The following is a 13,520-nucleotide window of genomic DNA, read 5'->3' as shown; positions in this document are numbered from 1 at the left end:
GCAGTGAACGACAAGCCGGTTTCAAACTGCTTTCAGGGGTACGACGGTGTACCCGCGGCCGCGGATCGCCTCGAAGGACTGAGCCCGGAGGTCCTCCGTGGGGAACGTTGCGGCGACCTGTTTCGTGTCCAGGTCGATCGAGGTCACCCGCACACCCAACGACTCCAGTACGCCGGTGATCGTGTTCGTGCAGTGGGAACACGTCATGTCCGGGACCTCGAACACCTCGTCCATGTCAGCCTCCATCTCGGCAGCCTCCGATCCGATCCGCACCAGGTCGAGCAAACCCACGAACGTCTCGACGAACACGTCGACCAAGCCGGGCAACAGCCTGACGCCGTCCACGGCCATGTTCGCCAGGCAGCGCGGCTGTTCGCCCGCCGGCAAGAGCGCGTACTGCTGCTCGTGGGCGTCCGCGATCGCCTGTTCCTTCATCGACCGCAGGATCGCCACCGTCTCGGCGGCGTACCGGACTGTGCCGTCCTCCTGCGGGACCAGCCGCGCCGGGATCATCCCGCGCCGGTACGTCGACGACTGCAAGCCCCAGAACCACGTGTTCGCCACGACCGCGAAGATCCCCGAGTCCCGCAACCCACGAGCGAACTCACCGGCACTCCGGTACGGCGTCTGATCCGCAAGGTAGGCGTGCTGAACCAACGCCCGAGCCGTGGTGTCCACACCCACCCGCAGAATCTCCACCGGATCCTTGTCCGTCGTGGTCGCCGCCATCACGGACCGCTCCTGGTCCGACAACTCCCCCGCAGCCCGTACGACGTCCGAGTCAGCCGCAATCGCCTGCCACAGCGCGAGCGTCGCCTCCCGTGCCACCACCGGGACCACAGCCCCGAGCGGACCACAGTGACCCACGTTCGTGACCCCGGTGCTGTCCCGCCAGCTCACGGCGTACTCGGCACTCGTGACCTGCTCGGGGCGGCACGGCACCATCCGGGTAGTCAGGTACTCCAGCTGCAGCGCGGTCAGCGGATCGCCGGCGAGCGGCGTCAGTTCAACCTCGATTCGACGAGACGCGCCGAGGGAAACCGCCGTACTGAACGCACCGGCCACGCCCGCCAGCACGCGCGCCGCGGCCGCACGGTCATAACCACCGGACCCGGCAAGCATCCCTGCGAACCTCCCAGCGGCTGTCCCCTGGTTACGAGTCTAGAAAAACCACTCTCGGTTCGCTCGGTCACCGCGTGTCACCGCGTGTCATGGCGACCATTCAACCTAGCTTCAACAATCCAACTTTTCGGACCTGGCCGTTGTCCTAGAGGTGCCGGAGGTCACTGTGACCTTCGATGAGGGGAGGACGATCCAGATGCTTCGCAAGACCGTAAGTCTGGCTTCGGCTGGGGCACTCGCACTGACACTCGGCGTGGCGGCCGGCGCACCCGCACAGGCCGGTACGTCGGCCACGGCGGCGGCCTGTTCGCTCCGGCTCGGCTCGGTGACCGCGACCGGGGCGCACACCAGCCGCACGCTCAACGCGACCGCGCCGATCACCGTCGGCGGGGTCCGCGGCACGGCCGGTGTCTTCGGGCCGAACGCGGTCCAGCACACCAGCACCTTCGTCGGTACGCCGTTGCTGGGCGAGGAGTCCCGCGCCGGCCTGACGGTTATGGGCGGCGCGCTGTACTCGAGCACGTACGTCGTCGACGGCCAGAGCCAGATCGACCCGAAGTACCCGCACAACAACCTCCGCATCGGCGGCGGCTGGTCGAACTTCCGCTGGATCGAGCAGTCCATCCACCGGCCCTCGGACGCCGGCAAGCCGAGCCGGACCACGCTGTACGCCCAGGAGACCAACGGGACCACCACTCGCTGGATCGCCGAAGGAACCGGTTGGCGGGTGACGGCCGGGGTCGGTGGCCTCAGCACGATCAAGTCGCTCGCGCTGATCGGCCGCACCTACACCAACGACACCTTCATCACCAACACCCGCGACGGCAAGCTGATCACGCTCCAGTGGCCCAGCAAGTACCTGAGCGGCCCGACCTCCACCGTGGTCCGCGACAAGACCTGGCAGACGTTCGAGCAGCTGATCGCCACAAGCTGCGGCGCGAACGGAACACTCCTGCTCGGCATCGACCGCGACACCCAGTCCGGCTACCTGTACGCCGTTGGTCACGCGGCCGGCCGCAACACCGTCATCAAGAGCCTGGGCAAGGTCCCCATGACCTTCTCAGACCCCCAGTACTTCCGCTGGGCTCCCAAGTACGACACGCTCAACGGCGGTTAGTCCGCTGAGCCCTCACCTACTGGATTGATGGAGATGAGGGTGGCGCCGAGGTCGCGGATCTTGCCGAGTAGGCCGTGCAGGTCGGCTTGATCCGCGATCGGGCCGCGGAGGGTGGTGGTGCCGTCAGGCTCGTGGGTAAGGGTGAGGCCGAACCAGGTGGACCAGTGCTGATCGAGGTGTCCCTCGACGCGGAGTTCGTACCGGTTCATTTCTTCGGTCATTCCACACCGGCGGGTACGCGGGCGACGCTCGACTGCGTCGTCCGGGTCACGCGCCACAGCGAGTAGCCGAGGCCGATCATCGCGATGCCGTTCGGGAAGGCGAGCAAACGGTAGAACGCGTCCGGCATCAGCGAGAGCACGATGGTGACGACTCCCCCGACGGCGAGCAGCACGGCCGCCCAGCGAGCCAGAACGCGGGCGCGGTAGAGCGCGATGCCGAACACGAGTCCGCCGGCCAGGAAGGCGAAGTCTTGGATGTGCAGCACGGTGCGCAACAGTCCGATGTCACCAGTGAGCGGGTGGCTCAGGATGGCTGCGATGACATCGTTCACGTAAGCGGGGCTGGTTTTGGCGACAGTCGGCATCACGAACGCGGCCACGACCTCATTGCTCAGGATGAGCAGATACCCGGCGCCGAGCACGACGTATCCGATCAGGCCGGTGAGGCCGTTCCGGCGGACCTGACTGAGATACATGCCGGTGATCCCGACCAGCGCGAACAGCGCCATGAAGATCTTCAGAACGTTCCGTACGACGACCTCGGTCGAGCCGATCGAGGTCGCGTCCAGGTGCGGGTGCTTGATCTGCACGCCGACGAACAGCAGCCCGGCAGCGATCGCGGCGATCCCGGCGACCCGGGTGAGGGTGGTGGGTGTGATGGTCATGTCAGGCTCCTTGTTCCATGGGTTTGTCGATACCCGGAACGTAGGACCGGAGCTGGTGAGCAGGCGTCACCACATCTGGTGACTGACGATGTGACTAGAGCAGGCCGAGTTCACGGCCGCGGCGGGTGGCGGCGGCGCGGTTGTTGACGTCGAGCTTGGTGAAGATGCGTTTGGTGTGGGTGCGCAGGGTGTTCAGCGACACGAAGAGATGACGGGCGATCTCCGGACCGGTGAGCTCACTGCCGAGGAGCCGCAGGACTTCTAGTTCCCGTTCACTCAGTGGGTCAGGCAGTGCACTCCGGTCCGGCTGCCCGAGCAGTTGGCGCGTCTGCTCACGCAGCAGGTCGATCTCCGCCAGGCTGCCGGCGCGTGTCCCCTCGGCGTCGACGTGGAGCCGGTCCAGCAGGGCCAGCGCATCGACCAGTGACGTCCGGGTGGCAAGCAGGAGCCGCACCAGCGTGAGGTGTTCGTACTCGTGCAGGAACGACACCTCGTCGTCCGTGCTGAGGTTGTGATCGCGCGCCCACTCCTCGACCGCGGCGAGGTCTCCGGCCGCGAGCTCCACCCGGGCCCGGATGGCCGCGAGTGGACGCAGATCGAGATAGAAGCCCGGCCGATACAACTCCTCCGCCCGATCGAGCAACTGCCGAGCGCTCGGATAATCTTCAGCCAGAACGCGGACCTGGGCCATCACGACGTACCAGCGATGCCGGTTCTCGGTGATCGACCCGCGCTCAGCGAGCACCTTCGCCGTCTCGAGATGTGCTTCGGCACTGACCAGATCACCGAGCTCGAGGTCCAACTCGGCCAGGCCCACATGCAGATCGGCGGTGGCCCGCGGGTAGGGCTCGGACACTCCGGCCAGCGCTTGTTCATACAGCCGGCGCGCTCGATCCGGCCGGCCCGCGGTCCGCCACATGTCGCCGAGCACCACCGTGCAGTCCAGCTCGTCGGTCAGGTTCCCCGCCGCGTGCAGGCTGCGAACCGCCGCCCCGAACGTCGACAACGCCTGCTCGACATCACCAGCCGCCCAAGCCGCCAACCCAAGGTACCCGCCCGCCGCCCCACGCACGAAGTGGTCCTCGGTCTCCGCCAGATCCCACGCCCGCCGAGCATGCAGCACAGTCGCCGGTACGTCGCCACGAGCTTGCGCGAGCGCGGCCCGGTAGACCCACACGGCCGCCGGGGCGGTCCGCAGATCCTCGGTGTCAGCCCAGGTTGCCGCGAGTACGGGATCGCGAGCACCGGCAGCCAGGGCCGCGTCGGCATCGTCGAGGCGACGTTCCATTCCGTCGAGGTCGCCGGCCATCATCAGCGACCATCCGGCCAGGATGCTCAGCACCGGGCTCCGCTTCACCACCGAGTCCGGCAGTGGTCGGATCCAGCCGAGCAACACGTTGTCCTGCCGGGCCCGGCGTTGGGCGGGTAGAGCCGCCTCGATCAGATAGGCGGCACGATCGTGATCGCCCGCGGCCAGTGCATGTCGTACGGCGTCCCCCATGAGCTCATGTTCGGCGTACCAAGCAGTGGCGGCTCGATGCAGGGCCGGGACCTGCTCGGGTTGCTCAGCTGTCAACCGGGCGCGGAGGACGTCCCCGAACAGATGGTGATAGCGATACCAGGAACGCTCGGCGTCCAGCGGAACCACGAAGACGTTGCCGCGATCGAGTTCGTCCAACTGGCGTGAGCCATCCGTCCCACCGGTGACCGCGTCGCAGAGGGATCCGGTGAGCCGATCGAGGATCGCCGTACGCAACAAGAACGCCCGTACGTCGGCCGTCTGCCGAGCCAGGACCTCATCGACCAGATAATCGATGACGAAGCGATGACTCCCGGTGAAGGCGCCGATGAAGTCGACGACATCCCCGCGTTCCGACATCCCACGCAGCGACAGCGCCGCCAGCTGCAGACCGGCGATCCACCCCTCGGTCCGTTCCTCCAACGCCTGTACGTCGGTCTCGGTGAGCTCCAGCCCCATCAGCTCGTTCAGGAACTCCCGTGCCTCCGCCGATTCGAAGCGCAGGTCCGCGGCTCGCACCTCGATCAACTGCCCGCGACTCCGCAACCGGGACAGTGCGAACGGCGGATCCGAGCGCGTGGTGACCAGCAGATGCAGCTGATCCGGCGCGTGGTCGAGCAGAAACGCCATCGCCTCATGGATCTCCGGCGTTTCGATCACGTGATAGTCATCAAGCACCAACAGCCAGTGGCTGTCCGGCCGTTCCTGCCCGGCACGCACGATCTCGTTGACGACCGCGGTCACCGTCGCGGAGGTAGGCACGGCAGCATCCAACGCGGCAGCGTCCAGCGCGGCCGGATCCAGCTCGAGCCCGATCCCGGCGAGCGCCGCCCAGACGTGCGCGAAGAACCGTGGCAGCGCGTTGTCGGCCTCGTCGAGCGAGACCCAGCCCACGAGCTCCTGCCCGGCGACCCAGTCACTGAGCAGCGTGGTTTTCCCGAACCCGGCCGGCGCCGAGACCAGCGTGAGCCGATGGCCCCGCGCCAGCGTCCCCTCCAACCGCGCCCGAAGCCGCGGCCGCGCAACCACCCCCACCCGCCGAGCCGGCGTAAACAACTTGGTGGCAACCACAAGAGTCGACACCCTCGGATCATACGGCCGTGGGGCCGTGCCGCTCGGCGCGAGACAGATCAGCAGCGCGTTACCCGTCTGGGGGATGATGTTCGGGTGCTGGAGTCCTCCGATGTTGCCGCGCTGGCTCGCGAGCGGTTGGGGTTCGACGGGTTGCGGCCGGGCCAGGGCGAGGCGGTCGACGCAGTACTCGGGGGTAAGGACACGCTCGCGGTGCTCGCCACGGGCACCGGTAAGACGGCGATCTACCAGCTGGCCGGGCTCGCGCTCGGCGGGGTAACGATCGTGGTCAGCCCGTTGGTGGCGCTGCAGCGGGATCAGTTGCGGGCCTTGTCGGCGCATCCCGCCGGCGTCGAGGTCGCCGAGTTGAACGCGAGTGATCACGCCGGTCGCCGGGTGGCCCGGGACATGCTGGCCAACAGCCGGCCGGGGTTCGTCTTGATGTCGCCGGAGCAGCTCACGCATGGCGACGTACTCGAACTGTTGGCTGCGTCGCGGCCGCGGTTGGTGGCGGTCGACGAGGCCCACCTGGTCAGCGAGTGGGGTCAGGACTTCCGCCCGGACTACCTTCGGCTCGCCGCGGCCATCCACACGATGGGGCGACCGCCGATCCTCGCCTTGACCGCGACTGCCGCACCGCCGGTGCGCAAGGAGATCGTCCATCGGCTGGAGATGCGCGACCCGGCCGTCGTGGTCGGCGGGTTCGACCGGCCGAACCTCAACCTCGCCGTGTTCACCTTCGCGGACGAGGAGACCAAGAACCGCCGGTTGCTCAGCCACGTCCGGTCGTCCCGCGGACCGGGCATCGTGTACGTCGCCACCCACCGCCATGCCGATGAATTGGCCCGGGATCTCGACGTCGCCGGCGTACCCGCGCAGGCCTATCACGCGGGCCTCTCGGCCAAGCAGCGTCGCGAGGTCCAGGACGGCTTCCTCGCCGACCGGTACCGCGTCATCGTCGCCACGATCGCGTTCGGGATGGGCATCGACAAGCCCGGTATCCGTTGGGTCAGCCACGCCGAGGCACCGGGCTCGATCGACGCGTACTACCAGGAGATCGGCCGCGCGGGCCGCGACGGCGAACCGGCCGACATCGAGCTGTTCTACCGCCACGCCAACCTCGGCCTGAACCGGTTCTTCGCCTCGGGTGGAGTGCCGGACGAGGACCTTCTCGCCGTCGCCTCCGCGATCGACAAGGAGCACCCGGCGAACATCGCCGAACTGGCCGCCGCGAGCGGCCTCGGTCCGGCCCGGGTCGAACGAGCGCTCGGCCGGCTGACCGACGCACGGGTAGTTGCCATCAGCCACCATTTCCGGCTGCGCGCGCGGGTCGACGTCGACAAGGCCGTCGCGGCGGCGTCGGCGGTCGAGCACGATCGCCGCGAGGTGGCCCGGTCCCGGGTCGAGATGATGGCGGCGTACGCGGAGTACGGCGGGTGCCGCCGCGAGTGGCTGCTCAGCTACTTCGGCGAGCAGTACGAAGGTCCGTGCGGCAACTGCGACAACGACCTCGAGGGCCGCACCGCGGCTGCCGCCGCCGACGAACCGTTCCCGGTGGGCAGCAGGGTCACCCACAAGACCTTCGGCCCCGGCCAGGTCGAGCACTACACCGGCACCACGATGACCGTCCTCTTCGACCGGGTCGGCTACAAGGAACTCCGGACGGCCTTCATGGTCCACAACCAGCTGCTCGAGCCCGAGTCGTGATGCTGGACCGCTCCGAGTCCGCCTTCACCGTTGTCATCCGGTCGCGTTTCTACCGTTCGGCGTTCCTTGCCCTGCTGATCTCTGGTATCGGTCTGTCGGCCGCGACACCACAGCTGACCCTCTTCATGGTCCGCGACCTCGGAGCGCCCCTCCCCGTGGCCGGCCTTTACTACATCACCAATCTGGCTGCGCCGATCGCCGGCTACGTGGTCGGACGCTGGTCGGACCGAAGCCACGACCGGCTGCTCTGGTTCCGCATCTGCACACTGATCGGGGCGGCCGGCTGGCTCGCGATGGCTTCGGCACATGCGGTCTGGATGCCGTTCGTGATCAGCACCGTGGCGTTGAGCGTGGCCGGCGGAGCTATGGCCCAGCTCTTCGCCGCCTGCCGCGACGAGCTGAGCCGGCACCCGACGAAGGTCGAGAACCGGGTCATCGCGGCGGTCCGGATGGCCTTCACCGTCGGCTGGATCATCGGCCCGGTCTTCGGCAGCTGGTTCGGCGGCGTCTTCGGGCTCCGCGCACTGCTGGTCGCGACCGCGGTTTGCGTCTTCGCGCAGCTGATCCCACTCGGCCGCCAACGAGTCGAGCGGTACGCCGACCTGACCCTGCCCCCACGTCCCCCGAGCCGGCGGCAGATCGACCATCTGATGCCGTTGCTGATCTTCACCGCGGTCTGCGTCCTGACGATGACCGGTGACACGATCAAGTTCGGCTACCTGCCGATCTACATGGCCGAGCAACTCCACACCTCCGACGCGATGCGCGGCGCGGTGATCGGAATCCAGCCGCTGCTCGAACTCCTGCTGCTCCCCCTGGTCGCCCGACTGGCCGACCGCTTCGGCCCGCTGCGGATCATGACGGTCGGAGCCGCCCTCGGCCTCGGCGGAAACCTCGCCTACGCGACCAGCACGTCGGTCAGCGGACTCTTCCTCGGCCAGGCCCTCACGGCCGGCCTGTGGGCCTGCGTCGGTGCGCTCGGCGTCTCGATCGCCCAGCAGCTCTACCCCGAAGGCGTCGGTACGGCGTCCGGCATCTTCCTCGGCACCATCCCTCTCGCGTCCGCGATCGGTGGAGCGATCGGCGGACTCGGTGTGGCCGCGATCGGCCTGCCCCACGTGTTCTTCCTTCCCGCCGCGCTCACCACGCTCGCCGTTCCCGCTTTCGCCGTACTCGCAGCCCGGACCGAACCCCACCGACCCTGATGGCAGAGCTGCGCCGCCGGTCCGTCCTTGACCCGAAAAGCAGTCGCTCCCGAACGGACGACGTACCGCGTCCTGAGGATTACGTTGGTGGAAGCCACACCACAGGAGGAACTATGAGCACGACTCAGAACTCGACCGACGCGACCGCGACCGACCAGGACGCCGGGAAGGTCCCGTTCAAGTTCGAGGCCACCGTCATCCCGGTCGCCGACGTCGACGCCGCGAAGGCGTTCTACGCGAACCTCGGCTGGCGGGAGGACGCCGACTTCGCCTTCGACAACGGCTTCCGGGTCGTCCAGTTCACCCCGCCGGGTTCGCCGGCCTCGGTGCAGTTCGGCGCCGGGATCACCTCGGCCGAGCCGGGTTCGGCCAGCGGCCTGTACCTGATCGTGTCCGACATCGAGGCGGCCCGCAACGAACTGCTCAGCCACGGCGTCGAGGTCAGCGAGGTCTTCCACCCCGCCGCACCGGGTGCCCAGTTCCAGGCCGACGGCAGCGCCGACCGCGTCGGCGGGCGGGCGGAGGACGGCGCCAGCTACAGCTCGTTCGCGACGTTCAGCGACCCGGACGGGAACGGCTGGCTGCTGCAGGAGATCACCAGCCGGCTCCCCGGCCGGATCGACTCCGCCGAGACGTCGTTCTCGTCGGTGGACGACCTGCGTCTGGCCCTGGTGCGTGCGGCCACGGCCCATGGTGAACACGAGAAGCGCAACGGCGGCGAGTTCGACGTGAACTGGCCCGCTTGGTACGCCGAGTACATGGTCGCCGAGCAAGCAGGCACCCAACTCCCGGAGTAGGACGGGTCAGGCCCAGCGCCAGTTGTGCATGGTCGTCTTCGGCACGTAGGCCCCCACCGGCAGGTCGTCGGCGACGCGGATCAGCCAGCGCAGCAAGGTGGCTTGGAGCGCGTCCAGCACGTCCTGGTGGGCGGGGTCGTCGGACAGGTCGACCAGTTCGGCCGGATCCGCACGTAGGTCGAACAGCCTTCGCTGGCCGCGGTCGTCCACGATCAACTTGTGGTGGCGGCTGACCACCATGCGTTCGCCACCGCTCTGGGTGACGCTGTTCAGTTCGTCGTACGTCGAACCCTCGTAGGGGAAGTGCAGTTCCGGGCGGTCCTGCTCGTCGTACGAGACACCGCCGTAGCCGAGCTCGGCGTACAGGCTGCCGAACTCCGCGGCGGGACCGGATTCGCCTGCGAGGAGTGGCGCGAGGCTCCGGCCCTGAACGCCGGCTGGGAAGTCGGCGCCGACCAGCTCGCACACCGTCGGGAGAAGGTCGACGAGCGACACGAGCTCTTGGCGCCGCCCGGCCTCGACCCCGGGACCGCTGATGACAAAGGGGATTCGCATCAGGGCGTCGGGCATGCCGGCGCCCTTGCGTTGCAGGCCGTACTCCCCCACGTAGTCGCCGTGATCGCTGACGAACACGACGATCGTGTCGTCGAGTCGATCACCCAGACCGGTCAGCAACCGTTCGAGTTGATCGTCGATCAGGCGCAACATGCCCAGGTAGTTCGCGCGGTATCTTCGCCAGGCCTCGTCGTACCCGGGCCGCTTCTCGGCCATCAGCTTGTGCAGCCAGCGGTAGCGCCAGCCGAGCTGCGGGATCGCCTCCGGACCGGCCAGGCGATCGGGGACGTCGGCCTCGGCGAAGAGACTGAAGTACGGCTCCGGCACCTGGTACGGGTTGTGCGGTTCGGGGAAGGAAACCCAGAGAAAGAAGGGATCTTCCCCGGCCGTGCTCAGCGCGTCGAGTGCGCCGGACACGATCCGGTACGGCAGTTGCGCCTCGAGCGGGTACGGCGTGGGCTCGGCCGCGACCCCGTGGTCGAGTCCATGCAGCCACCGGTCGAACTCGGCCTCGATGCTCGACGCGGCCGGCCCGTTCTCGTGCATGAACGGCCCGTGGAACGTGTCGAAGTCCTCGGCCGTGCGGTGCATGTGCGGCTTCCCGGCGAAGTGCAGAGAGTAGCCGCTGGCACGCAGTACATCCAGGAGATCATCCGAGTAGTACGCGTGCTCCGCCGTACTGTTCTGCCGGACCCGATGCGCGGTCGGGAAGCGACCGGTCAGCAGACTGGTCCGCGCGGGCACACAGGCCGGGTAGCTCGTGTACCCACGCTCGAAGCTCGCTCCCCGGGCGGCGATCCGATCCAGACACGGCATCGTGTCCAGCCCGAACCCCGAGCCGGCCGTGAATCCGGCCCGCTGCTGGTCAGTCATCAGCAACAAGATGTTCGGCCGGCTCGACATGCCCGCGACCTTACAGCGCGACAAATCCCAGCCTCTTGTTCACCTCGCCGACCGGGCGTTCACTGAAGGGTTAAGGGGGGCCAGGAGAGACTGGCCTGTTGGGGGAAGGAAAGACCATGGCAAACCCGTTCCTGGACAAGGTTTCCTTGGGGAAGGACTCGTCCGGACGACCACTCGTGATCAACCGCCGAACCCAGGCGATGCTCGCGGCCGCCGAGCGCAAGCTCGGACGCAAGCTCACCATCGTGCAAGGCTCGTTCCTGGCCGGCAAGGCCGCCGAGCGGTCAGGGCCGACACACGACCGCGCCGGGGTCGTCGACATCCGGACGAAGGATCAGACGCCCGCGCAGCAGGCCCAGACGCTGCTGGAGCTTCGCAAGGTCTCGTTCGCCGCGTTTCACCGGACGACGAAGCAGGGTTTCGCCGACCACATCCATGCGGTCGCGATCGGTGACCCTGGTCTCGACCCGTCGGCGGCCCGGCAGGTCGCGGACTACAAGGCCGGCAAGAACGGGCTGAAGGATCACGGGCCGCTCGACGGTCCGCGGGTGGCCGTCACGGTCTTTCCGCTGACGATGCCGGGTCCGTCCGCCAAGCGCGTGGCCGACGTCATGCCCGGCCGGCCGGTGGTCCGGCTGGCCGCGGTCCAGAAGCAGTTCAAGGCCGGGGGCACCGCCGTACTGGCCGACGTCAAGACGATCCAGGTTGCGCTCAACGGCCGGGTCGGGTCCAAGCTGGCCATCGACGGCCGGGCCGGGAAGTTCACCAAGGCCGCCTACAAGGTGCATCAGAAGAAGATCGGGAACGCACCCAAGTTCGTCGACGGCGTCCCTGGCCCCAAAGACCTGGCCAATCTCGCGATCGGGCGCTTCGGGGTTATTTGAGCTCGGCTTCGGAGGTGGTCGAGATCAGGCGCTCGGCCACCTCCCGGAGCTTGATGTTGCCGTCCTGGGAGACGCGGGTGAGGAAGGCGAAGGCGCGCTCGTCGGTGAGGTGGTAGCGCTCCATCACGATGCCGACCGCCGTACCGATCGTGCCGCGGGTCCGCACCGCCTCGCGGAGGTTGTGGATCTCACGGGCGTAGTCGATCGCCATCGCGGCCTGGTGCCGGAAGAGTTCTCCGATCGCGCCGAGGTCGCTGAAGGATCCGAGGTCGCGGGAGTACAGGTTGAGTGCTCCCCGCGACTTCGGCCCGTCGTAGAGCCGGATCGCGGCCTGTGCCTGGACCCCGGCCGCCACCGCGGCCACGGCGTAGCGACGGAACCGATCGTCGTTCGCCAGATCGGGCGAGGCAATGTGAACGGTGTCAGTGGCGGCTTGGTAGCAGGGTCCCTCCTGGAGCTCGTACTGGGTGGCGTCCAGCCCCCACAGCAACTCGTGGGTCGGCGCCACCGTCTCCAGCCGGTCACCGGCGTGCAGGATCGTCATGCTCGCGTAATCGACCTCCGGCAGCACCTCAACCGCCGCCGCCGTAATACGACTCAGCGTATGGTCGAGATCACCGGGAGTCAGATTCCTCGACAACCGCTGCGCTACATCTGTAAGCCGGTCATCATTCACGTCCCGCCAGTACCCCGAAAACCCGTGGCGGATGCGCTCTACGCCCGGCTGTCCAGATCCAGGAGGCGGTTGACCGATCGCTCGAGGGCGGCACGCGTCTCGGCGTCCCCGAGATCGGTGCCGGCCCGGGTGACCGCACCGGCGATCGTGTGGCCGCGTTCGTACTGTTCGACCACCCGCGGATCGACGTACGACGCCCGCGCAACGGCCGGTGTATTGCCCAAGTGGTCGGACACCTCCGCGAGCATCTCCTTGACCGCCGCGTTCAGCGCCTTCTTCGTCGTCGGCGGATCGGCCTCCGCGAGATCGACCGCGGCGTGCACGGTGGCGGTCCAGGTCCGCAGATCCTTGACCGTGTAGTCGTCGCCGACCAGTTCCTGGAAGCGCTCGTTGACCATGCCGGCGTCGATCTCGTGGTAGCCGTCGCTGTCGCGATAGACGAGCAGGCGGGGATTCTTGTGCCGACCACGCATCAGCCCGCGTACGGCGGCAGCGAGCCGATCGTCCTCGAGTTCCAGCCTCCGCTGCTGCCCGCCCTTCGCGACGAAATCGAAGACCACCTTCGCCTTGCTGACCTTGACGTCCTTCCGCAGCAACGTCGCCGCACCCCGGCTGCCGTACTCCTCGGCGTACTCAGTGTTCCCGGTCCGGAACACGCCGTAGTCCAGCATCCGCAACGCGACGGCCAGCACCCGGCTCCGGTCGAGCCCTCGCGCACCCAGATCACCGTCGACTGCCTCCCGGAACGCGGGCAACTTCCGGGCCAGCCGACGTACTCGATCATGCTTGTCCTCGTCCTGCGACGTCCGCCAGTCGTCGTGGTAGAGGTACTGGCGCCTGCCCGCCTCGTCCGTCCCCGTCGCCTGGATGTGCCCGTTCGGATAAGGACAGATCCAGACCTCAGCCCAGGCCGGCGGGATCGCCAGCGTCCGGATGCGCTCGACGACATCCGTGTCCTGCAGAACCCGCCCGTCCTCGTCCAGGTAGCTGAACCCGCTCCCCCGGCGCCGGCGCGAGTAGCCCGGCCGGTCAGGCTGGCTTCGACGAAGTCGCATGACCGGCCGGTACCCACGATGAA

12 protein-coding genes are annotated in these 13,520 nt (G+C 68.0%); 5 read left to right on the top strand and 7 right to left on the bottom strand.

Translation table 11 applies throughout. The features are described 5' to 3' along the window. Positions 1–21: 21 nt before the first annotated feature. The gene (locus tag AB0L70_RS37600; RefSeq protein WP_363691639.1) at positions 22–1,122 is read right to left on the bottom strand and encodes a heavy-metal-associated domain-containing protein; all 1,101 of its coding nucleotides are present in this window, start codon (positions 1,120–1,122) and stop codon (positions 22–24) included. A gap of 196 nt (positions 1,123–1,318) precedes the next feature. Here AB0L70_RS37600 and AB0L70_RS37595 point away from each other — a divergent pair, with 196 nt between their 5' ends. Next, entirely contained in the window at positions 1,319–2,239 is a 921-nt protein-coding gene (locus tag AB0L70_RS37595; RefSeq protein WP_363691638.1) for a hypothetical protein, read from the top strand. Here AB0L70_RS37595 and AB0L70_RS37590 read toward each other — a convergent pair. The 3 genes from AB0L70_RS37590 to AB0L70_RS37580 form a co-directional block, all read right to left on the bottom strand. Continuing rightward, positions 2,236–2,460: a hypothetical protein gene (locus AB0L70_RS37590; protein ID WP_363691637.1), complete on the bottom strand. Its 225-nt coding sequence runs from the start codon at positions 2,458–2,460 to the stop codon at positions 2,236–2,238. The two genes, AB0L70_RS37595 and AB0L70_RS37590, sit on opposite strands and share 4 nt — an antisense overlap. Beyond that, a complete protein-coding gene (locus AB0L70_RS37585; protein ID WP_363691636.1) occupies positions 2,457–3,125 on the bottom strand; it encodes a hypothetical protein in 669 nt (222 codons plus the stop codon). Before AB0L70_RS37585 ends, AB0L70_RS37590 begins: the two co-directional genes overlap by 4 nt. A 94-nt stretch (positions 3,126–3,219) precedes the next feature. After that, the gene (locus tag AB0L70_RS37580) at positions 3,220–5,727 is read right to left on the bottom strand and encodes a LuxR C-terminal-related transcriptional regulator (protein ID WP_363691635.1); all 2,508 of its coding nucleotides are present in this window, start codon (positions 5,725–5,727) and stop codon (positions 3,220–3,222) included. 84 nt (positions 5,728–5,811) lie between these two features. On the opposite strand from AB0L70_RS37580, the gene AB0L70_RS37575 reads away from it, so the two are divergent. The 3 genes from AB0L70_RS37575 (at position 5,812) to AB0L70_RS37565 (ending at position 9,424) form a co-directional block, all read left to right on the top strand. Beyond that, positions 5,812–7,422, top strand: a complete 1,611-nt coding sequence (locus tag AB0L70_RS37575) for a RecQ family ATP-dependent DNA helicase (protein ID WP_363691634.1) — start codon at positions 5,812–5,814, stop codon at positions 7,420–7,422. Beyond that, the gene (locus AB0L70_RS37570; protein ID WP_363691633.1) at positions 7,422–8,627 is read left to right on the top strand and encodes an MFS transporter; all 1,206 of its coding nucleotides are present in this window, start codon (positions 7,422–7,424) and stop codon (positions 8,625–8,627) included. Before AB0L70_RS37575 ends, AB0L70_RS37570 begins: the two co-directional genes overlap by 1 nt. Positions 8,628–8,740: 113 nt before the next feature. Then, positions 8,741–9,424, top strand: coding sequence for a VOC family protein (locus AB0L70_RS37565; protein WP_363691632.1), 684 nt, complete (start codon positions 8,741–8,743; stop codon positions 9,422–9,424). Positions 9,425–9,430: 6 nt separating this feature from the next. On the opposite strand, the gene AB0L70_RS37560 is transcribed toward AB0L70_RS37565, so the two are convergent. Further along, positions 9,431–10,882, bottom strand: coding sequence for a sulfatase-like hydrolase/transferase (locus AB0L70_RS37560; RefSeq protein ID WP_363691631.1), 1,452 nt, complete (start codon positions 10,880–10,882; stop codon positions 9,431–9,433). A gap of 116 nt (positions 10,883–10,998) precedes the next feature. Here AB0L70_RS37560 and AB0L70_RS37555 point away from each other — a divergent pair, with 116 nt between their 5' ends. Continuing rightward, the gene (locus tag AB0L70_RS37555) at positions 10,999–11,766 is read left to right on the top strand and encodes a hypothetical protein (protein WP_363691630.1); all 768 of its coding nucleotides are present in this window, start codon (positions 10,999–11,001) and stop codon (positions 11,764–11,766) included. Here AB0L70_RS37555 and AB0L70_RS37550 read toward each other — a convergent pair. Both AB0L70_RS37550 and AB0L70_RS37545 read right to left on the bottom strand, forming a co-directional pair. After that, entirely contained in the window at positions 11,759–12,442 is a 684-nt protein-coding gene (locus tag AB0L70_RS37550) for an ANTAR domain-containing protein (protein WP_363691629.1), read from the bottom strand. The genes AB0L70_RS37555 and AB0L70_RS37550 overlap by 8 nt on opposite strands. 38 nt (positions 12,443–12,480) lie before the next feature. After that, positions 12,481–13,497, bottom strand: coding sequence for a DNA topoisomerase IB (locus AB0L70_RS37545; protein WP_363691628.1), 1,017 nt, complete (start codon positions 13,495–13,497; stop codon positions 12,481–12,483). Positions 13,498–13,520: the final 23 nt, after the last annotated feature.

The organism is Kribbella sp. NPDC051952 (assembly GCF_040680855.1).
Taxonomy (GTDB): Bacteria; Actinomycetota; Actinomycetes; order Propionibacteriales; family Kribbellaceae; genus Kribbella.
Note: the sequence above shows the minus strand (reverse complement) of the source record. Positions and strands in the feature narration are given on the sequence as shown.

Excerpts from the sequence above, each read along its gene's own strand:
- AB0L70_RS37600 (WP_363691639.1), bottom strand. The coding sequence starts at position 1,122 with ATGCTTGCCGGGTCCGGTGGTTATGACCGTGCGGCCGCGGCGCGCGTG.
- AB0L70_RS37595 (WP_363691638.1), top strand. The coding sequence starts at position 1,319 with ATGCTTCGCAAGACCGTAAGTCTGGCTTCGGCTGGGGCACTCGCACTG.
- AB0L70_RS37590 (WP_363691637.1), bottom strand. The coding sequence starts at position 2,460 with ATGACCGAAGAAATGAACCGGTACGAACTCCGCGTCGAGGGACACCTC.
- AB0L70_RS37585 (WP_363691636.1), bottom strand. The coding sequence starts at position 3,125 with ATGACCATCACACCCACCACCCTCACCCGGGTCGCCGGGATCGCCGCG.
- AB0L70_RS37570 (WP_363691633.1), top strand. The coding sequence starts at position 7,422 with ATGCTGGACCGCTCCGAGTCCGCCTTCACCGTTGTCATCCGGTCGCGT.
- AB0L70_RS37565 (WP_363691632.1), top strand. The coding sequence starts at position 8,741 with ATGAGCACGACTCAGAACTCGACCGACGCGACCGCGACCGACCAGGAC.
- AB0L70_RS37560 (WP_363691631.1), bottom strand. The coding sequence starts at position 10,882 with ATGTCGAGCCGGCCGAACATCTTGTTGCTGATGACTGACCAGCAGCGG.
- AB0L70_RS37555 (WP_363691630.1), top strand. The coding sequence starts at position 10,999 with ATGGCAAACCCGTTCCTGGACAAGGTTTCCTTGGGGAAGGACTCGTCC.
- AB0L70_RS37545 (WP_363691628.1), bottom strand. The coding sequence starts at position 13,497 with ATGCGACTTCGTCGAAGCCAGCCTGACCGGCCGGGCTACTCGCGCCGG.